At 69.2% G+C, this 18,221-nt stretch carries 17 protein-coding genes; 9 read left to right on the plus strand and 8 right to left on the minus strand.

Annotation, left to right across the window (positions count from 1 at the left end):
* Window positions 1–130: 130 nt before the first annotated feature.
* The 3 genes from FM112_RS12540 to FM112_RS12550 form a co-directional block, all read right to left on the minus strand.
* On the minus strand, window positions 131–1,051 hold the full coding sequence (locus FM112_RS12540) for an ABC transporter permease (protein ID WP_087008081.1): 921 nt from the start codon (window positions 1,049–1,051) through the stop codon (window positions 131–133).
* Between the two features lie 3 nt (window positions 1,052–1,054).
* The gene (locus FM112_RS12545; RefSeq protein WP_087008083.1) at window positions 1,055–2,068 is read right to left on the minus strand and encodes an ABC transporter substrate-binding protein; all 1,014 of its coding nucleotides are present in this window, start codon (window positions 2,066–2,068) and stop codon (window positions 1,055–1,057) included.
* Between the two features lie 69 nt (window positions 2,069–2,137).
* A complete protein-coding gene (locus tag FM112_RS12550; protein WP_254910486.1) occupies window positions 2,138–2,857 on the minus strand; it encodes an ABC transporter ATP-binding protein in 720 nt (239 codons plus the stop codon).
* Between the two features lie 183 nt (window positions 2,858–3,040).
* Between FM112_RS12550 and FM112_RS12555 the strand changes: the two genes are divergently transcribed.
* Window positions 3,041–3,829 carry an IclR family transcriptional regulator gene (locus FM112_RS12555; protein ID WP_087008088.1) on the plus strand — a complete coding sequence of 263 codons (789 nt, stop codon included), beginning with the start codon at window positions 3,041–3,043 and terminating at the stop codon, window positions 3,827–3,829.
* A gap of 109 nt (window positions 3,830–3,938) precedes the next feature.
* Here the strand turns inward: FM112_RS12555 and FM112_RS12560 are convergent, their stop codons facing one another.
* From FM112_RS12560 to FM112_RS12570, 3 genes are read right to left on the minus strand one after another with little or no spacing between them, the layout of a single operon-like run.
* Window positions 3,939–5,537: a hydantoinase B/oxoprolinase family protein gene (locus FM112_RS12560; RefSeq protein ID WP_087008090.1), complete on the minus strand. Its 1,599-nt coding sequence runs from the start codon at window positions 5,535–5,537 to the stop codon at window positions 3,939–3,941.
* Window positions 5,534–7,549, minus strand: a complete 2,016-nt coding sequence (locus FM112_RS12565) for a hydantoinase/oxoprolinase family protein (protein ID WP_087008092.1) — start codon at window positions 7,547–7,549, stop codon at window positions 5,534–5,536. The genes FM112_RS12560 and FM112_RS12565 overlap by 4 nt, the downstream gene beginning before the upstream one ends.
* 9 nt (window positions 7,550–7,558) lie before the next feature.
* Window positions 7,559–8,836 carry an MFS transporter gene (locus FM112_RS12570; RefSeq protein ID WP_087008094.1) on the minus strand — a complete coding sequence of 426 codons (1,278 nt, stop codon included), beginning with the start codon at window positions 8,834–8,836 and terminating at the stop codon, window positions 7,559–7,561.
* Between the two features lie 124 nt (window positions 8,837–8,960).
* Between FM112_RS12570 and FM112_RS12575 the strand changes: the two genes are divergently transcribed.
* A complete protein-coding gene (locus tag FM112_RS12575) occupies window positions 8,961–9,680 on the plus strand; it encodes a GntR family transcriptional regulator (RefSeq protein WP_087008096.1) in 720 nt (239 codons plus the stop codon).
* A 6-nt stretch (window positions 9,681–9,686) separates the two neighbouring features.
* On the opposite strand, the gene FM112_RS12580 is transcribed toward FM112_RS12575, so the two are convergent.
* Window positions 9,687–10,568, minus strand: a complete 882-nt coding sequence (locus FM112_RS12580) for a LysR family transcriptional regulator (protein ID WP_087008098.1) — start codon at window positions 10,566–10,568, stop codon at window positions 9,687–9,689.
* Between the two features lie 103 nt (window positions 10,569–10,671).
* Between FM112_RS12580 and FM112_RS12585 the strand changes: the two genes are divergently transcribed.
* Genes FM112_RS12585 through FM112_RS12595 form a run of 3 tightly spaced genes read left to right on the plus strand, consistent with a single transcriptional unit; the run spans window position 10,672 to window position 13,617 of the window.
* Window positions 10,672–11,826 carry an FAD-dependent oxidoreductase gene (locus tag FM112_RS12585; protein ID WP_087008100.1) on the plus strand — a complete coding sequence of 385 codons (1,155 nt, stop codon included), beginning with the start codon at window positions 10,672–10,674 and terminating at the stop codon, window positions 11,824–11,826.
* Entirely contained in the window at window positions 11,823–13,067 is a 1,245-nt protein-coding gene (locus FM112_RS12590) for an allantoate amidohydrolase (protein WP_087008102.1), read from the plus strand. The genes FM112_RS12585 and FM112_RS12590 overlap by 4 nt, the downstream gene beginning before the upstream one ends.
* 13 nt (window positions 13,068–13,080) lie before the next feature.
* Complete coding sequence (locus FM112_RS12595) at window positions 13,081–13,617, plus strand: HutD family protein (RefSeq protein WP_176386817.1); 537 nt, start codon at window positions 13,081–13,083, stop codon at window positions 13,615–13,617.
* Window positions 13,618–13,750: 133 nt separating this feature from the next.
* On the opposite strand, the gene FM112_RS12600 is transcribed toward FM112_RS12595, so the two are convergent.
* Window positions 13,751–14,662, minus strand: a complete 912-nt coding sequence (locus FM112_RS12600) for a proline dehydrogenase family protein (RefSeq protein ID WP_087008107.1) — start codon at window positions 14,660–14,662, stop codon at window positions 13,751–13,753.
* A 414-nt stretch (window positions 14,663–15,076) separates the two neighbouring features.
* Here FM112_RS12600 and FM112_RS12605 point away from each other — a divergent pair, with 414 nt between their 5' ends.
* The 4 genes from FM112_RS12605 to FM112_RS12620 are packed head-to-tail and all read left to right on the plus strand — an operon-like array spanning window position 15,077 to window position 18,125.
* The gene (locus tag FM112_RS12605; protein WP_087008109.1) at window positions 15,077–15,901 is read left to right on the plus strand and encodes an amino acid ABC transporter ATP-binding protein; all 825 of its coding nucleotides are present in this window, start codon (window positions 15,077–15,079) and stop codon (window positions 15,899–15,901) included.
* Complete coding sequence (locus FM112_RS12610; RefSeq protein ID WP_087008111.1) at window positions 15,898–16,536, plus strand: amino acid ABC transporter permease; 639 nt, start codon at window positions 15,898–15,900, stop codon at window positions 16,534–16,536. The genes FM112_RS12605 and FM112_RS12610 overlap by 4 nt, the downstream gene beginning before the upstream one ends.
* A 1-nt stretch (window position 16,537) precedes the next feature.
* Complete coding sequence (locus FM112_RS12615; protein ID WP_087008113.1) at window positions 16,538–17,182, plus strand: amino acid ABC transporter permease; 645 nt, start codon at window positions 16,538–16,540, stop codon at window positions 17,180–17,182.
* A gap of 22 nt (window positions 17,183–17,204) precedes the next feature.
* Window positions 17,205–18,125, plus strand: a complete 921-nt coding sequence (locus FM112_RS12620; protein ID WP_176386818.1) for an ABC transporter substrate-binding protein — start codon at window positions 17,205–17,207, stop codon at window positions 18,123–18,125.
* The last annotated feature ends 96 nt before the right edge of the window (window positions 18,126–18,221 follow it).

An 18,221-nucleotide genomic window follows, 5' to 3' on the forward strand; every position in this document is an offset into this window, starting at 1 on the left:
TCTGCTCGAAGCCGGCGGTTTCAGACCTCGACTACACCCTCGTTCGTGAAGAGCCAAGTATCCCTTCCAGTCCACTGCTAGATTTCGCATGCTTGTCCTTGTTCGTTCGTGGAATTCTGAGTGGCGACGGCTACGCCCGCGCCGCGGATTCGACCCAGCGCAGCGGCCGCTTGAAGAGCAGCGCGAGGATGCGGTCGCTGAGGAAGCCGAGCGCGCCGAGGCTGATCATGCAGGCCACGACGTAGTCGAAGCGGAACTGGTTGTAGGCGTCGATGAGCACGTAGCCGAGTCCCGACCGCGCGCCGAGGATCTCGGCCACCACGACCGTCGTCCAGGCGAGGGCGAGCCCCACCCGCATGCCGGTCGCGATGCTCGGCAGCGTCGCGGGCAGCGTCACCTTGACGAGCATCTGCCACTTGTTGGCGCCGAGCATCGCCGCGGCCCGCAGCAGCCGCCCCTCGGCGGACATCGCTCCGGCGAGCGTGTTCACGTACACGGGGAAGAACGTGGCGAGCGCGGTGAGGAAGATCGCGGGCGCGTTGCCGATGCCGAAGAAGATCAGCGCGAGCGGGATCCACGCGGTGATGGAGATCGGGCGGAGCGCGTCGATCATCGGGTTCGCCAGCTGCCGGATCACCTTCGAGTAGCCCGAGAGCAGGCCGAGGACCACGCCGAGCGCCGAGCCGATGAGGTAGCCGGAGAGGATGCGCTGGGACGAGTCGAACAGCGCCGTGACCCAGTCGCCCGAGTAGGGCGCCGAGCTCTCCGCCGTGGCGAAGATGAAGTCGCCGAGCGCCGCGACGGATGCGGTGAAGCTGGGGAACAGGCCGTCGGCGATCATGCGCTGGCTGCCCGTGTACTGCCAGATCGCGATGACGATCAGCGGCAGGATCAGGGGGAGGACGAAGGGCTGCACCGCCCTCCAGAACGATCCCTTCCTCGGCCTGCGCCGGGGCTGGTCCGACTCGACCGCGATCGAGCGGGTGGCCTCGCCGATGCCGCCGGTGGGGCCCGCCCCCTCGCCGGTGGGCTTCTTGACTGCTGCGCTCATCGGCTACTCCTCCTTCCCGAGCTCTTCCGGCGATTGCCCGGTGGCCTCGGAGAGGAAGTCGTAGTTCATCTTCTCGAGCAGGACATCGCTGACGTCCTCCGAGACGGTGCCGTACTCCGCCATGGCCGCGGCCATCTCGGCGTGCGTGCTCTGCTCCATGCGGTACCAGGGCACATCGTTCTCGATCGCCTCGAGCAGCAGGTCCTCCTCACCCGACTGGTACTTCAGCGCGGTCTCGACCCAGACGTCCTTGTCCTCGAACGTGTTCGTCTTCTCGACGAACGCGTCGACGACGGCCTGCACGGCCTCGGGGTTCTCCTCGATGATCTCGTCGGTCGCGAAGATGTCGGTGGGCACGCTCGCCCACTCGGTGAGCTCGGCGTTCATGTCCTCGGGGGCGTCCGCGATCCCCTGGCTCACGGCCTGGGCGGTGTAGGGCTGATAGGTCACGGCGGTGTCGATGTCGCCGTTGCGGAACGCGAGGAGGAGATCCGCGGATGCCTGCAGGGTGGTCACCTGCGTGTCGGTCTCCATGTCGATGTCGTTCTTCGCGAGGGCGATGTTGAAGATCAGCTCATCGGTCGAGCCGCGGATGACTCCGAGGTTGGCTCCCTCGAGATCGTCCCAGCTGTCGATGCCGGAGTCCTTGGCGACGAGCAGCTGCGATCGCCCGGGGGACAGACCCGCGACCATCGATACCGGCAGCTCGGGGTTCTCCGCGAGGCCCGCGGCCATGACGTTCATGCCCATCGAGGCCATGTCGATCTCGCCGCTGCGCAGCGCCACGAACACGTCGGCGGATGACTTGAAGGGGACCATCTCGACGTTGACGTCGGAGCCGGCCTCGGCCATCGCCTCGGCGGTGTCCGACCAGGCCGCCCAGTACAGCGCCGGCACGGTGCCGATCTTGATCGTCTCGCCCGAGCCGCCTCCCGGCGAAGCGCTGCACCCCGTGAGTGCGAGGACCGCCGTCGCCGCGATCGCCGTGACGGCGGTGACCAGTTTCTTGAGTTTCATGATGCTCTCCAGAGTTCTGCTGCGCCCGACGGGCCGACTGCGATGTCGGCGCGTCGAGGCGCGAAGGGGTTAGGGGGTCTTGAGGCCTTCGGCCTTCTCGGATTCGCTGTGGAGCTCCTCCATGAGGTGCTTGCGCATCTCGATGAACTGCGGCTCGTCGGTGACGTCGAACGAGCGCGGCCGCGGAAGGTCGACCTCGACGACCTCCTTGACCCGGCCGGGGCTGGCCGACATGACGACGACCCGGTCGCCGAGCAGGAGCGCCTCGTTGATGTCGTGGGTCACGAAGATCACCGTCTTGCGGTCGCGCTCCCACAGCTCGAGCAGGAGCTCCTGCATGAGGATGCGGGTCTGGGCGTCCAGCGCGCCGAACGGCTCGTCCATGAGCAGCACGGAGGGGTCGTTGATGAGCGTGCGGGCCAGCCCGACGCGCTGCCGCATGCCGCCCGACAGCTCGAGCGGGAGGTGCTGCTCGAACCCCTGCAGGCCGACCCGCTCGATCATCTCGCGAGCCCGATCCCGGAGCTTCGCGGATTTGCGCTCGCGCAGCAGCGGGCCGAACATCGCGTTCTCCTCGACGCTCAGCCACGGGAAGATGTTCGCGTCCTGGAACACCACCCCGCGGTCGGGGTTGGGGCCCTTGACCGGCTTGCCGCCGACGAGCATGGTGCCGCTGGTCGGCTGGAGGAAGCCGGCGACGACGTTCAGCGCGGTGGATTTGCCGCAGCCGCTGGGGCCCAGCAGGCAGACGAACTCCTGGTCCTTCACGCGCAGGTTCAGATCGCTCACCGCACGTCGAGGAGCCTGCCCCCTCGGTCCGGGGAACTCGACGCTCATGTCCTCAAATAGCACTTCAGGCATGCAAACTCCATCGTTCGACATTACCGAATCATGTTCGGCTCAAAGGAATGATAACGAGGTCCACCACCGCCAAGTCAACCCTCTGTGCGGAATTGCGTTATTCTGTTCGGTATGAACGAATCCGAGTCGTCGAAGGGCGCATCCCGCCCTTCGCAGGTGCAAAGCGTCGCGCGAGCGCTGACGATCGTGGAGATGCTCGGCAGCACCCGGTTCCCCGGCGGTGTCAGCCTCGCGCAGGTCGCCCAGGAGCTCGACGTCTCGAAGAGCACCGCGCACGCGCTGCTGCAGACGCTCAAGCAGTTCGGCTTCGTGACGCGGGTGCTCCCCGGCCCCCGATATCTGCTGGGCATGGCGCTCATGCGGCTCGGCGAGCAGGTCAAGCGGCGCATGCCCATCACCGAGGCCGCGCAGCCGCACCTCGAGTCCCTGGCCGCCGCCACCGGCTGCACCGCGCGCCTGGTCGTGGCCGACAACGGCTATCCGCTCTACGTCTCGCGCGTCGAGGGCGAGGGCGCCGTGCAGTTCACCGCCCAGGTGGGGCGGCGGGAGCGGCCGCACTCCACGGGCGTCGGCAAGATCATCCTCGCCTCGATGAGCGACGAGGACGTCATGGCGCTCATGCGCCGGCGGGGCATGGAGCGGATCACCCCGCACACCATCACCGACCCGGAGTCCCTGCTCCGCGAGCTCGAGCACATCCGCGAGGTGGGCTACGCCCTCGACCGCGGCGAGGAGGCGGAGGGCATCATGTGCGTGGCGGCCGGGCTCACCGATCCGTCGGGGCACTGCGTCGGGGCCATCAGCATCTCCGGCCTCTCGATCCGCATGAACGAGGACCGGATCGAGGAGCTGTCGGGCCTCGTCCGGGATCACGCGCGGCGCCTCTCCGACGACCTCTGAGGCATCCGACGGACGGCGCTCGCCGCCGCAAGCACGCCGCCGGGAACCCCGCGACCTGCGCACCATCCGTGCAGATCGCGGGGTTCCCGGCGGAGTCGCGGGCGTCGCCCTACTCGCGCGCCCCGTATCCGCCGCCGCCGGCGGTCTGGATGCGCACGCCCTCGCCGCCGCGCAGCTCGAAGCGGCTCATCGCCTCGAGCTCGTGCGAGCCGGACTCGTCGAAGCGGTGCACCGCGGCGGGCGTCCCCGGCTCTCCGCCGTCGAGGCCCCACGGCCCCGAGGCCACTCTCGAGGTGGCCGCGACCACCGTCGCGGCGCCGCCGGTGAGCGTGAGCGTCCGTCGCAGCCCGTCGCCGCCGCAGTGCCGCCCCCGCCCACCGGTGCCGCGGGCGATCTCGTACCCCTCGACGCGCAGCGGGTACTCGCGCTCGATCACCTCGCACGGGGTGTTGCGCGTGTTGGTCATGTGGGTGTGCACCGCCGAGGCGCCGTCGAGGTCGGGCATCGCGCCCTGGCCCCCGCCGTAGGTCTCCACGTACGAGTAGTACTCGCCGGTGCGGTGGTGCCTGCCGCCGATCGTGACGATGCTCATGCTGCCGCTCGAGGCCGCGGGCACGGTGCGCTCGGTGAACTGCTCGAACGCGCCGAACAGGGCGTCGACGATGCGCTGCGCGGTCTGCGTGTTGCCGTTGGCCACCGGCGCGGGGAACTCGGCGGAGATGAGGCTGCCGGGCCGGGTGCGCACCGTGATGGGGGCCATCAGCCCGGCGTTGGAGGGCAGGCTCGGGTCGGCGAGCACCTTCACGGCGTACGCGACGGCGGCCTCGGCCACCGCGTAGGAGCAGTTCACGGCGCCGCGCGCCTGGTCGTCGGTCTCCGTGAAGTCGACGTGCAGCTCGTCGCCCGCGACGCGCACCTCGGCCGCGATGCGGATGTCCTCGGGCTCGACCCCGTTGTGCTCGAGGATGTCCACGAACACGCCCGTGCCGTCCGGCAGGCGCTCGATCGCGGCCCGGGTGCGCCGCTCCGTGTACTCGACGAGCGCGTCGCAGGAGCGCCTGAACCCGTCTGCGCCCCATTCCTCGAGCAGCTCGCGGATGCGCCGCTCGCCGAGCCGGTTCGCCGCGACCTGCGCCATGAGGTCGCCGCGGGTCTTCTCGGCGGTGCGGATGTTCGTGAGCACGATCGAGAGCACCTCGTCCTGGATCTCGCCCCGGCTGAACAGGCGCAGGGGCGGGATGCGGATGCCCTCCTGGAAGACCTCGGTGGAGTGGGCGCCCATGGAGCCGGGGGTCATGCCGCCGACGTCCACGTGGTGGGCCATGTTGGCGACGAGCGCGACGAGCGCGTCCTCGGCGAAGATCGGCGTGATGACGCAGATGTCGGGCAGGTGGGAGCCGCCGAGGTAGGGGTTGTTCGTCATGAGCACGTCGCCGGGGCGCAGCCGGTCGGCCCCGTACCGGCGCAGCGCCTTGCCGATCATCGTGGGCATGAGCCCGAGGTGCAGCGGGATGTGCTCGGCCTGCGAGATGAGCTCGCCGTCGGGGCTGTAGAGCCCCGCGGAGCAGTCGCGGCGGTCCTTGATGTTCGGGGAGTAGGCGGTGCGGATGAGGGCCATCCCCACCTCCTCGGAGATCGACTCGAGCCGGTTGCGGGCGATCTCGATCTCGACGGGGTTGAGGGTTGCGGTGGTCGTGTCCTGGGTCATTGCTCGCTCTTCTCGACGAGGTGGAGGAACCCGAACTCGTCGGAGCTGCACTCCTGGTCCGGCCCCACGTAGGTGGTCGTGTCGAATTGGTTGATGATCAGCGGTCCGCGCAGCGCGATGCCGGGCGCGAAGTCCGCGCGCTCGTAGACGGGCGTCTCGGTCCACGCGCCGTCGATGTACACGCGGCGCACCTCCCCCGGCTCGGGGTCGTGCTCGCGCACGCCCGGGTCGCGGGCCACGGCGCCCTCGGCGCTGCCGTGCCGCGCGACCAGGCGCGCGACGACGATCTCCATGCGCGCGTCGGCGTCGCTGAAGCCGTAGCGCTCGGCGTGCGCGGCGTCGAAGATCGCCCGCTGCGCCTCCCAGTCCTCGGCGTAGGGGATGGTGAGCTCGTAGCTCTGCCCGGCGTAGCGCGCGTCGACGAAGCGGGCGTAGTCGGGCTCGCGCCCGTCCATGGCCTCGAGCGCCTGCTCGACGAGCTCCTCGTAGGCCGCCGCGATCGTGCCGTACGCCTCCGGCCCGGCCACGTCGAGGGGCGAGGAGAAGTCGTGGCGCTCGGGCGCATCGAGCATGCCCACGGCGGAGGCGATGCCCGGCATCGGCGGGATCACCGCCGACTTCATCCCGAGCTCCCGCAGCAGGTCGCTGCCGTGCAGCGGCCCCGCGCCGCCGAAGGCGATGAGGTCGCAGGCGCGGACGTCGACGCCGCGCTCGACGCTGACCTTGCGCACGCCGCGGGCCATCGTCGCGGTGATCACCTTGATGATGCCCTCGGCGGTGTCCTCGGCGCTGAGCCCGAGCTGCTCGCCCCAGGCCGCCATCTTCGCGCGAGCCGCGTCGACGTCGAGCGCGAAGCGGCCGCCGAGCAGGCTCGTCCCGAGGCGTCCGACCACCGCGTGCGCGTCGGTCACGGTGAGGTCGGCGCCGCCGCGGCCGTACGCGATGGGGCCGGGCACGGCCCCCGCGCTCTGCGGCCCCACCCGGAGCCCGCCGCCGGAGTCGAGCCACGCGATGGAGCCGCCGCCCGCGCCGATCGTGTGCACGTCCACCGAGGGCAGGCGCAGCGGCAGCTCGTCGACCTCGCCGGCCATGGTCTCGTCGGGCTCGCCGCCGCGGATGAGCGCGATATCGGTGCTGGTGCCGCCGATGTCGAAGCTCACGGCCTTGTCGAGACCGAGGTGGTCGGCCCACATCGCCGCGCCGACCACGCCGCCGGCGAGTCCGGAGAGCACGGTGCGGGCGCTCTGCTCGGCCGCGCGCCCGGGGCTGAGCAGCCCGCCGTTCGACTGCATGATCCACAGCGGCGCGGGGATGCCCTCCTCGCCGATCCGGCGCGCGAGCCGCCCCACGTAGCCCGAGATCCTGGGCTGCACGTAGGCGTTGATCGTGCCGGTGGAGGTGCGCTCGTACTCGCGCATCTCGGGCGAGATCGACGCGGCGCTGAACACGACGGGGGCGATGCCGAGCTCCTGCAGCTCGGCCGCGACGCGCAGCTCGTGCTCCGGGTTCGCGTAGGCGTTGAGGAAGGAGACGACGAGCACGTCGAGCTCCATCGCGCGGAGCTCCTCCGCGACGTCCCGCAGTTCCCGCTCGTCGATCGGCCGGATCTCCTCCCCCTCGGCGGAGAGCCGCTCGGAGAGCTCCGCGATGCGCTCGGCGGGCACGAGCGGCGCCGAGCGCCGCCGGTGCTGGTCGTAGAGCGAGGGGCGGGCCTGGTGGCCGATCTCGAGCAGATCCCGGAATCCGGCGGTCGTGAGCAGGCCGACGCGGGCGCCGGTGCGGGTGATGACGGTGTTGGTCGCGACGGTGGTGCCGTGGACGAATCGCGAGACGCCCTCGATCTCGACCCCCATCTCGGCCACGGCCCCGGTGATGCCGTCGATGACGGCCTGGTCGGGCGAGTCGGGGGTGGACGGCACCTTCCAGACGAACAGGCTGCCGTCCTCGCGGCGCACCGCGACGTCGGTGAAGGTGCCGCCGGTGTCGACGGCGGCGTGGAGTGCTTCGGTCATGGTCGCTCCTCAGTGCTTCTTGCCCGACGCCGGCGTCCGGATGGCGCTGGTGTCGAGGATGTCGATGTTCTTGGTCTCGGGCAGCATCGCCAGGGCGAAGCAGCCGATCACGGCGCCGATGATGGCGATCATCATGATCGAGTTGCCCCAGCCGATGGAGGCCGCGGCGATGCCCACCGTGAGCGGCCCGAAGGCGGCGATGCCGCGGCCGAAGTTGTAGGCGAAGGCCTGCCCGGTCGCCCGGATGCGGGTGGGGAACAGCTCGGAGAGGTAGGCCCCGGTGCCGCCCGCCTGGCCCGAGGCGAAGAAGCCGAGCAGGAAGATGATCGGGATGCCGAACTCGGGGCTCGCCGCGGGGGTGAGCACGAAGAGCGAGACGCTGCCGGCCGAGCCCACGAAGAACAGGAGGAAGGTGAGCCTGCGACCGATCCAGTCCAGCGCGAATCCTGCGGACAGGTAGCCGATGAACGAGCCGACGATCGCCACCCAGGTGTAGGCCGCGGTGTCGACGATGCTGAGCCCGCGCTCGTCCCGCAGGAACGTCGGCAGGAACACGAACACCGAGTAGTAGATGGCCTGCACGCCCACGCCGAGCACCGTGGCGAACACGGTGCGCTTGACCTGCCCGGCGGCGAAGAGCTCGCGCATGCTGGGCTTGGCGGCCTCCTGGATCTCCGCGACGCGCTCGACGTCCTTGGTCGTGCGGCGGATGACGAAGGCGAAGACGGCGGGCAGGATGCCGACGAGGAAGAGATAGCGCCAGGCGATCTCCGCGGGCGCGATCGAGAAGATCACGAGGTAGGCGACGGTCGACAGGGCCCAGCCGATCGCGTAGCAGCTCTGCACGAAGGCGAGCGCCTTGCCGCGCTTGGCCGGTTTGGCGTACTCGGCGACGAGCGCGGCGCCGACCGCCCACTCGCCGCCGAAGGTGAGGCCCTCGAGGATGCGCCAGATCATGAACTGGGCGCCGTCCTGCGCGGTGGCGGTGAGGGCGGTGAAGATGCTGTAGCCGAGGATCACCCACGTCAGCACCCGCACGCGCCCGAACCGGTCGGCCAGGTAGCCGAACAGCACGCCGCCGACGGCGGAGGCGACGATGCTGATCGCCGTCACCCACCCGGACATGCCGCTCGACATGCCCAGCACGGGCATCGCGGCGGTGAGCGCGAAGCCGTACATCGTCCAGGTGAAGCCGTCGAGGCCCCATCCGATTCCCGCGGCCCCGACGGCTTTGCGCCGGTTGCCGCGCTCTTCTCTGGTCTCCTCGACCTCGATCGCGCTCGTCATGAGCACACCTCCTTGTGTTGCATACGAGTGGAATACACAGTAGGCGCGGATCGGGATTCCCACAAGCGGATTCGGTAGATTGGCCGCGGACCCCGTCGAGAACCCAGGCAGCAGGAGGCCCGCCATGGCGGCACGCGACCGCAGCGCGCGCGATACCGCGTACCTCGCCCTCCGCTCGCAGATCATGACGATGCGGGTGGCGCCGGGAGAGAAGGTCAACGAGGTCGAGCTCGCCAAGGGCATCGGCGCCTCCCGCACCCCCGTCCGCGAGGCGCTCAGCCAGCTCGCGGCCGAGGGGCTCATCGTCATGGGCCGAGGCGGCGGCTACTACGTCGCCGGTATCGACATCGCGGAGTGCCGCAGCCTCTTCGAGGCCCTCCTGCTCGTCGCCCGCTCGACCGCCCGGCTGCTCATCGCGAACGCCCCCGACGAGAAGCTCCACCTGCTGCACGAGGCGACCGAGCGCTTCGACGAGGCCGTCGAGGCGTTCGACCCCGCGCTGATCTCGCAGCGCAACTACGAGCTGCACACGCTCGAATGCCGCCTCGGCGGCAACTCCTACATCACGATGCTCGGCGAGCGCGTGCACTCGCACGCCCAGCGGCTCGCGTTCATGAGCTTCAGCGCCGCCGGCAAGTTCGGCCACCCGGACCTGTCGACCTACTACGGCTCGGTCTGCGACGACCACTGGGACCAGCTGCAGGCCATCGAGCGCCGCGACCTCGAGACCGCCGAGCGCATCGCGGTGCGGCACGTGCAGCTCTTCCGGAGCCGGGTCATCGACTACTTCAGCACCGACGCCCTCGCGGACATCGACCTGGGCGGCTTCCCGACGGGCGGATAGCCCGCCCTACTCGTCGCGGAGCGCCTCGCGGGAGCACTCCACGAACGCCCGCACCGCGGCGCCCGGGCGCTCGCCGTGCACGACGAACAGCTCGGAGACGGGCCGCCCCTCGATGGGGCGGGTGACGACGCCCGGCATCTGGATGCGACGGATCGACTCGGGCACGAGCGAGACCCCGACGCCCGCGGCCACGAGCCCCATCACGGTCTCCTGATGGATGGCCTGCTGCACGACGCGGGGCGGATGCGCCAGCCCCTCGAACACCTCCATGAGCCGGGACACGTAGCCGGGCATGCGCCGGTAGGGGAAGAGCACCAGCGGCTCCCCGATGAGGTCGCCCGGGGACACCTCGTCCCGCTGCGCGAGGGGATGCTCCGAGGGCAGCACCGCGATCAGCTCCTCCTCCGACACGCGGGAGAGGCGCACGCCGGGCACGCCGCCCGGGTCGCGCAGGAAGCCGATGTCCAGGTCGCCCTCGAGCAGCGCATCCACCTGCTCCCCGCTCGTGAGCGGCTGGATGTCGAGCCGCACCGCCGGGAAGCGCGCCGAGAACGCGCGCAGCGCGTTGGGCAGCACCGAGTAGCTCGCCGAGCTGACGTAGCCGATCCTCAACCGCCCCCTCGTGCCCGCCGAGACCTCGGCGACCTCGGCCACGGCCGCGTCGAGATCCTCGAGCACCTCGGCCGCCCGGCTGCGGAACGCCTCCCCCTCCGGCGTGAGCGAGACCCGCCGCGTGGTGCGCTCGAAGAGCGCGACGCCGAGCTCCTGCTCGAGCTGCCGGATCGCGACCGTGAGGGGCGGCTGCGAGACGCGCAGGCGCTGCGCCGCGCGGCCGAAGTGCAGCTCCTGCGCGACCGCGAGGAAGTATTCGAGATGCCTCAGCTCCATGATTATTAGCGTAGACGGAATAATCATTCCAGGAACGATATTGGACACAAATAGTTCCGAGTGGCGTAATGGTGACAACCGCTTCACTACCGAAGGAACACTCGTGGAAACCTCCAAATACGTCGTCATCGGAGCCGGCCTCATGGGCGCAGCCACCGCCTGGCAGCTCGCCGACGCAGGGCACGAGGTCACGCTGCTCGAGCGCGATCTCCCCGCCAACGACGAGGGCAGCTCGCACGGCTCGGCCCGCATCTTCCGCTTCCCCTATCCCGAGCACCAGCACGTCTACGCACACCTCGTCAAGGAATCGGTCGCCTATTGGGAGGAGCTCTCCCGCCGCAGCAACCGGGAGCTCATCACGCGTTTCGGCTCGGTGGACTTCGGCGACGTGCGCAACCCCCGCGGCCTGGCCGCCGTGCTCGACTCCGAGGGCATCGAATACGAGCTGCTCGACGCCGACGAGGCGCGCAGCCGCTGGCCCCAGTTCGCATTCGACACCGACGTGCTCTGGCAGCCCGACGGCGGGGTCATCGATGCCCACAACACCGTCTACTCGATGATCGACCTCGCGATCCAGTCCGGAGCGCAGCTCCGCACCCGATGGGAGGCCGCCGACATCACCCGCACCGCCACCGGCTTCCTCATCACGGCGAAGGACGGCCGTCGGATCCGGGCCGAAGAGATCGTCGTCGCCGTCGGCGGCTGGATCCCCAAGCTCCTGAGCCGCCTCTCGCTCCCCCAGCGCTTCCTCGACGCGATGCCGGGGATCCAGGTACGGCAGGAGCAGGCCTACCACTTCCCGTATGCCGACTACGCCGAGCCCGACCGCGCGATCTGGCCCACCTTCATCCACAAGCACGGATTGTGGGAGGCGTACGGGCTGCCGGGCGGCCGAGACGCCGATTTCCGGGGGCAGAAGCTCGCGCAGTTCAACGGCGGTCCGGTACTTGCCTCTGCCGAGGACCAGGACGGCCGCATCGATCCGGCGAACCGCGAACGCGTGGTCGAGTACGTCCGGGAGTACCTGCCGGGGCTCGTGCCCGAGCCGTACGCCGAGACCACGTGCCTGTTCACGAATGCCCCCCACGAGGACTTCGTGCTCGACCGGGTCGATGGCGTCACCGTGGTGTCGCCCTGCTCGGGCCACGGCGGCAAGTTCGCGCCGCTCATCGGCGCACTTGCGGCGGGCCTCGCGACCGGCACCGGCACGGTGCCCGACAAGTTCCGGGTGCTCGCACAGCAGGAGCTCGCCCGATGACCGCCCCCGATATCGGTTCCCGGGCCACGGTCTCCGGGCTGCTGCGCGATATCGCGCATCTCGGCGTGGATAGCAGGCGCGGCGGGTACAGCCGGCCCGTGTACTCCACGGCGGAGCTCGATCTGCGCGGCTGGTTCATCGCCGAGGTCGAGCGGCGCGGCCTGACGGTCGAGACCGACCGCAACGGCGCCCTGTGGGCGTGGTGGGATCTGCCGAGCGGCGACCGCTCGGATGCGCTGATCACCGGCAGCCACCTCGACTCCGTGCCGGGCGGCGGCCAGTTCGACGGCCCGCTCGGCGTCGCCTCGGCGCTCGTCGCGCTCGACGAGCTGCGCCGCCGAGACCTGCCCCGCGAGCGCGCGCTCGCGCTGGTCGTCTTCCCCGAGGAGGAGGGCTCGCGCTTCGGCGTCGCCTGCCTCGGGTCGCGGCTCATGGCCGGGGCCATCGCACCCGACGCCGCCCGAGCGCTCAAGGATCCCGAGGGCAACACGTTCGCCGACGTCGCGAAGGCGAACGGGCTCGACCCGGAGGGCATCGGCCCCGAGCCCGAGCTGCTCGCCTCCCTCGGCGCGTTCGTCGAGCTGCACGTCGAGCAGGGTCTCGGCCTCATCGACCTCGGTCGGCCCATCGCGATCGGCGGCGCCATCCTCGGCCACGGGCGCTGGCGCATCTCCCTCTACGGCCAGGGCAACCACGCCGGCACGACGCTCATGGCGGACAGGCGGGATCCGATGATCGCCGCCGCTCGGGCGGTCGTGGCGATCCGCGACGCCGCGAAGCGCCGCCCGAACGCCCGCGCCACGGTCGGGCGCCTGCAGCCCGTGCCGGGCGGGACGAACGTGATCGCCTCGCGGGTGGACTTCTGGATCGACGTCCGCCACCCCGACGACGCCGTCACCGCCGACCTGGTCGAGGAGATCCGGCGCACGGCGGAGCTCATCGCCGCCGAGGAGGACTGCACGATGGAGTTCCGCGAGGAGTCGCTGAGCCCCACCGTGAGCTTCGACGCCGGGCTGTCGGCGCAGCTGGGCCGGTCGCTGCCGGGCGCGCCGGTGCTCGACACGGGCGCCGGCCACGACGCGGGCGTGCTCGCGGCGAAGCTGCCCTCGGCGATGCTGTTCGTGCGCAACCCGAACGGCGTCTCGCACTCCCCCGAGGAGTACGTGGAGGACGCGGATGCGGAGATCGGCGCCGCCGCGCTCGCCGACGCGCTCGCCGACCTGCTCGCGGGCGAGCGCTGAGGAGCGGATGGACATGTCATTGCTGCTTCGCCGATATTCGTCGACGGCGCCCGAGCCGTGGGGCAACGGCGCGGGGGCCACGACCGAGCTCGTCTCCTTCGAGGATTCCGCCAAGCTCAGCCCGTCCAGCGCGAAACCCTGGCGCCTGAGCGTCGCGCGCCTGCAACAACCCACCCCGTTCTCCGCCCTCTCGAACGTACGGCGCACATTCATGCCGATCGGCGGCAACACGGTGATGCTCACGATCAACGGCATCACCCATGTCGTACCCGAGACGCAGACCATCGACTTCCAGGGCGATGACCGGGTGAGCCTGTCCCACCTGGGAGCGCCGTGCTTCGCCGTCAACCTCATGGTCAAGCAGAACGCCCCGGGGCGCACGCCGATGCTCGTATTCACCGACGAGCCGCACGACCGCGCTATCGCCGCGGTGGCCCTGGCGAACGGATCGGGGTTCACCAGATTCGATCTCGTCAACCCTGCGCTGCTCCGCTCGGGCGCGAAGCGAAGCGGCCCGAACAGGTGGGCCGCGGTGCAGCTTCCGGGGTGAGCGCGCGGCGCCGGTCGATTCGCCCCGCCCGCGGATCCACCGGCGCCTACCGCTTCGTCGCACCATCATGCCGGGAATCGGCCGAGCCGCACGCTTTCCGTGCGGCTCGGCCGATTCCCGGCATGATGTTGGGCTACCCGGCGAAGAGCGAGCGGATGACCAGGATGAGGTTGGACGGCTTCTCGGCCATGCGGCGCATGAGGTAGGCGTACCAGTCGGTGCCGTAGGGAAGGTACACGCGGATGCGGTACCCCTCGTCGGCGAGTTTCTGCTGCACGTCGCGGCGCACGCCGTAGAGCATCTGGAACTCGTAGTCCTTGCGGTCGACGCCGAGCCGCACCGCGGTCTTCTTCACGAAGTCGATGCAGCGGTCGTCGTGCGTCCCGAAGGCGGGATCGGGCAGGTTCGCGAGCGCCCATTCCGAGAGGTAGAGATACTGCTCGGTGACGTCCGGGTGGTGCTTGAGCGCGACTCCCGGGTCCTCGAGGAACGCGCCCTTCACCAGGCGGATGCGCGGCTTCGGGTCGTCGAAGGACTCGAGGTCGTGCGGGGTCCGGCGGATCATGGCCTGGATCGCGACGCGGGTGGCCGGATAGTCGGCGAGCACCCGGCGATAGGCGTCGAGCGTGTCGCGGCCGACGGAGCTGTGCTCCATGTCGATCTCGAGCACCACCCCCGCGTCGCCGGCCGCCTCGGCGAGCACGTCGAGATGCTTCGCGCACGCCTCCGGGTCGAGGCCGATGCCGAGCTGCGTGAGCTTGACCGAGAGCGTGTTACCGGGGCAGTGCTCCGCGATCGCCCGCACGGCGTCCAGATAGCCCTCGAGCGCCGCGTCCGCCTCCTCGAGCCGCTCCACGGTCTCGCCGAGCAGGTCGAAGCTGACGTCGATGTTCCGCTCGTTCATGCGCTTCGTCGCCCGTACCGCCGACTCGAGGGTCGTGCCCGCGACGAAGCGCTGCACGAGCCTCTTCGTCCGCTTGTTCGTGCTGACGATCTTTTCCAGGCGCTTGCTGTCCGCAGCGAGCAGGAGGAGTCGCTTGATCATCCGTGGGACCTCCGGTCGATAGGGCACGTCGGCGTGCCGATCAGTGTTGGGATGGCGGAACCGCGCCGTCTTCGCGAGACGGGCGGCTCGGGGTCTGCCCGGTCGCCGACGGCGCGTCGGGATCAGGTGCTGGGCTGCGACTGCGGCCGGCGGCAATGCCGTTCCCCACTCCCCCAGAACCTCGGCCGGGACCGGCCTCGTGGGAGCGCCGGTGTGGTCAGCCTAAAGTGTGATCACATATCTCGCAAGCATTCGGCAACCCCGAATCCATCCGGGATGCACTTGACCGATATGTGATCACATGTCACAGTTGTGGCGGGATGAGAGTTCCCGCCGACGCACAACAGCGTGCGTCTCCGTGGAGAGGCACAAGGATGTCGCTCCTCCACGCATCGCCCACAGAAAGATCATGTGATGACGAACACCACCGATCCCAGTTCGAAGAAGAATCAAGAGGCGTTGTTCACGCGGCCCACGTCGATCAACCCCGACGCTCCACAGGTGGAGCTCCGAGATATCCGCAAGGACTTCCACGGCACCACGGTGCTGCACGAGACCTCCATCGAGATCAAGCAGGGGGAGGTGATCGCGTTCATCGGCCCCAGCGGCGCCGGCAAGAGCACCCTGCTCCGGTGCGTCAACTACCTCGAGACCCCCTCCGCGGGCGAGATCCTGCTCGGCGGCGAACCCGTGGTGGCCGTCGCCGACAAGCCGACCCGAGCCGAGCTCAACGCCCTGCGCCGCGAGGTGGGCATGGTGTTCCAGTCCTTCAACCTCTTCCCGCACCTGAGCGTGCTGCGCAATGTATCGCTGCCCCAGGAACGCGTGCTCGGCCGCTCCAAAGCGGAGGCCGATGCCCGTTCGATGGAGCTGCTCTCGCGCGTGGGCATGGAGCACAAGGCGGCCGCACGCCCTACGAACTGCTCCGGCGGCCAGCAGCAGCGCATCGCGATCGCCCGCGCCCTCGCGCTCGAGCCGAGCGTCATGCTCTTCGACGAGCCCACCTCGGCACTCGACCCCGAGCTCGGCGCGGAGGTGCTCAAGGTCATGCAGGAGCTCGCGAAGAGCGGCATGACCATGCTCGTCGTGACTCACGAGATGTCCTTCGCGCGGCGGATCTCCGACCGCACCGTGTTCATGGCCGAGGGACGCATCGTCGAGCAGGGGCCTCCCGAGCAGCTCTTCGGCGATCCGCAGCACGAGCGCACCCGCCGCTTCCTCGAAGTGGTCGACCGATGAGCGAGATCTTCGGCTTCCTCTTCACGGGGCTCGTCACCACGGTCGTCATCACCCTGTCGGCGTTCCTCGTCGGCGCGATCCTCGGCGTGCCCATCGCGCTCGCGCGGCTCTCGAAGTTCGCGGTGCTGCGCTGGCTCGGCACGACGTACGTCGAGATCGCCCGCGGCATCCCGCCGATCGCCTGGATGCTCATCTTCTACTTCGGCCTGAGCCGGTTCGTCCAGATGCCGCCGCTCCTGGCGGCCTGCGTCGCGCTCGGCATCGTGGCGGCCGCCTACATGGCCGAGTACTACCGCGCCGGCATCCGTTCGGTGGCGAAGGGGCAGTGGGAGGCCGCGCAGGCCCTCGGACTCGGCGGCAACGACACCTTCTGGCGCATCATCGCGCCGCAGGGCGTGGGCGTCGCCCTCCCACCCTCCGCGACGTTCCTCATCGGCCTGCTCAAGGATTCGGCGGTCGCCTCAGTCATCGGCGTCGCAGATATCGCCTTTCAGGCCCTCGTACTCACGCAGCAGGGCAACCCCGGCCTGCCGATCTTCCTCTCCGCAGGCCTCGTCTATCTGCTCCTCGGCATCCCGCTCGCGATTCTCGCGCGCACCGTAGAGCAGGCCATCCGATCACGAATTGCGGTGTGACATGGAAGACATCATCACCAACTGGATGCCCCAGCTTCTCAGCGGCTTCGGGGTCACGCTCGCCGTCACCGGCCTGTCCCTCCTGTTCGGCCTGCCGCTCGGCATCGTCTTCGCCTTCGGGATGCTGAACAAGATCAAGGTCGTGCAGTACCTCTTCATCGGCATCGTCGAATTCGGACGCGGGGTGCCCCTGCTCGTGCTCCTCTACCTGATCTACTTCGGCTTCCCCACCGTCGGGGTCGTGTGGAGTTCCTTCGTCGTCGCGGTGGTGGCGATCACCTTCAACACCGCCGCCTACACGAGCGAGATCTTCAGGGCCGGCATCCTCAACGTGCCCCGAGGACATATCGAGGCCGCCCACGCACTCGGACTGAGCAGCGGAGACGAGCGACGATTCGTCGTCCTGCCCCAGGCGATCCGTCTCGTCATCGGCCCGATCGTCGCCTACAGCATCATCATCTTCCAGGGCACGAGCCTCGGCTACGCGATCTCGCTGCCGGAGGTGCTGAACCAGGCCTACCAGATCGGTTCGGTCAACTTCCAATATCTCGCGGTCTTCACCATCGCGGGCCTCATGTACGCGGTGGTCTCGATCATCGTGTCCCGACTCGTCCATGTCATCGAAACCAAGACAGCGCTGTCTTAGTGCGCAAGGAAAAGGAAACACCATGAAGAAGAAGTCCCTATTCGCCATCGGCGCCGCTGCCACGCTGCTCGTGCTCTCCGGCTGCTCCGGCAACGGCTCCTCCTCCGTCGAGATCGCCGAGGACTGCGTTCCCATCGTCGAGGGCGTCTCCACGGTCAGCGAAGGCGAGCTGACCGCCGCCATCGCAGAATACCCGCCGTACGTCTCCCTCGCAGGCGGCGAGCTGCAGGGCGTCGATGGAGAGCTGATCAAGCGCATCTCGCAGGAGCTGTGCCTCCAGCCGAATGCGAACACCCAGACCACCACGGCCATCTACGAATCCGTGAAGAACGGCACCGTCGACCTCACCTCGGGCAACCACTACCTGAATGAGGAGCGCCAACGCGTCTACGAAGTCAGCGATCCCGTCTATTACGACCAGATGGTCGTCGTGAGCGAGGACGGCCTCAGCAGCATCGAGGAGCTCGAGGGACTTACGGTGGGCACCACGCAAGGCTATCTGTGGGTGGGAGACTTCCAGAACGCGCTCGGCACGAACAACGTGCAGCTCTACGGGTCGGAGGACGCGACCTACCAGGACGTACGCAACGGTCGCATCGAAGCCGGCATCTTCACGCACGGCGCCGCGCAGCAGCTGCTCGAATCGAACAACGATACGACGCTGAAGATCGAGCCGTTCGAGCCGACCGAACTGGTCGAGGCATCGGTCGATAATCCGACTTCCGTCGTCCTCATCACCAAGGGCAATACCGAACTGCTCGAAGCGGTGAACGCCGTGCTCGCAGAGATGCGGGCGGACGGATCGCTCGCACAGGCGCTCGAAGACAACGGCTTCGACCCCGCCGCCGCGGACATCGAAGTCGACGACGCTGGCTCCGCCCCGGATGAGAACGGTTCGGAGCCGGAAGAGACCGCCGCAGAGGAAACCGACGACGAACAGTAGCCATTCTTCGACGAATTCGGAGGTCTCGTCATCGTAAGCCGGTGGCGAGACCTCCTATTCGCCGGGGTCCGCCCACTCGCGAACAGTATTGAAAGG

Origin of the sequence: Gulosibacter sp. 10, from assembly GCF_900163695.1 — a bacterium.
Classification (GTDB): Bacteria; Actinomycetota; Actinomycetes; order Actinomycetales; family Microbacteriaceae; genus Gulosibacter.

Coding starts and splice junctions, on each gene's coding strand:
- FM112_RS12540 (WP_087008081.1), bottom strand. CDS start 1,051: ATGAGCGCAGCAGTCAAGAAGCCCACCGGCGAGGGGGCGGGCCCCACC.
- FM112_RS12545 (WP_087008083.1), bottom strand. CDS start 2,068: ATGAAACTCAAGAAACTGGTCACCGCCGTCACGGCGATCGCGGCGACG.
- FM112_RS12555 (WP_087008088.1), top strand. CDS start 3,041: ATGAACGAATCCGAGTCGTCGAAGGGCGCATCCCGCCCTTCGCAGGTG.
- FM112_RS12560 (WP_087008090.1), bottom strand. CDS start 5,537: ATGACCCAGGACACGACCACCGCAACCCTCAACCCCGTCGAGATCGAG.
- FM112_RS12565 (WP_087008092.1), bottom strand. CDS start 7,549: ATGACCGAAGCACTCCACGCCGCCGTCGACACCGGCGGCACCTTCACC.
- FM112_RS12570 (WP_087008094.1), bottom strand. CDS start 8,836: ATGACGAGCGCGATCGAGGTCGAGGAGACCAGAGAAGAGCGCGGCAAC.
- FM112_RS12575 (WP_087008096.1), top strand. CDS start 8,961: ATGGCGGCACGCGACCGCAGCGCGCGCGATACCGCGTACCTCGCCCTC.
- FM112_RS12580 (WP_087008098.1), bottom strand. CDS start 10,568: ATGGAGCTGAGGCATCTCGAATACTTCCTCGCGGTCGCGCAGGAGCTG.
- FM112_RS12590 (WP_087008102.1), top strand. CDS start 11,823: ATGACCGCCCCCGATATCGGTTCCCGGGCCACGGTCTCCGGGCTGCTG.
- FM112_RS12595 (WP_176386817.1), top strand. CDS start 13,081: ATGTCATTGCTGCTTCGCCGATATTCGTCGACGGCGCCCGAGCCGTGG.
- FM112_RS12600 (WP_087008107.1), bottom strand. CDS start 14,662: ATGATCAAGCGACTCCTCCTGCTCGCTGCGGACAGCAAGCGCCTGGAA.
- FM112_RS12605 (WP_087008109.1), top strand. CDS start 15,077: ATGACGAACACCACCGATCCCAGTTCGAAGAAGAATCAAGAGGCGTTG.
- FM112_RS12610 (WP_087008111.1), top strand. CDS start 15,898: ATGAGCGAGATCTTCGGCTTCCTCTTCACGGGGCTCGTCACCACGGTC.
- FM112_RS12615 (WP_087008113.1), top strand. CDS start 16,538: ATGGAAGACATCATCACCAACTGGATGCCCCAGCTTCTCAGCGGCTTC.
- FM112_RS12620 (WP_176386818.1), top strand. CDS start 17,205: ATGAAGAAGAAGTCCCTATTCGCCATCGGCGCCGCTGCCACGCTGCTC.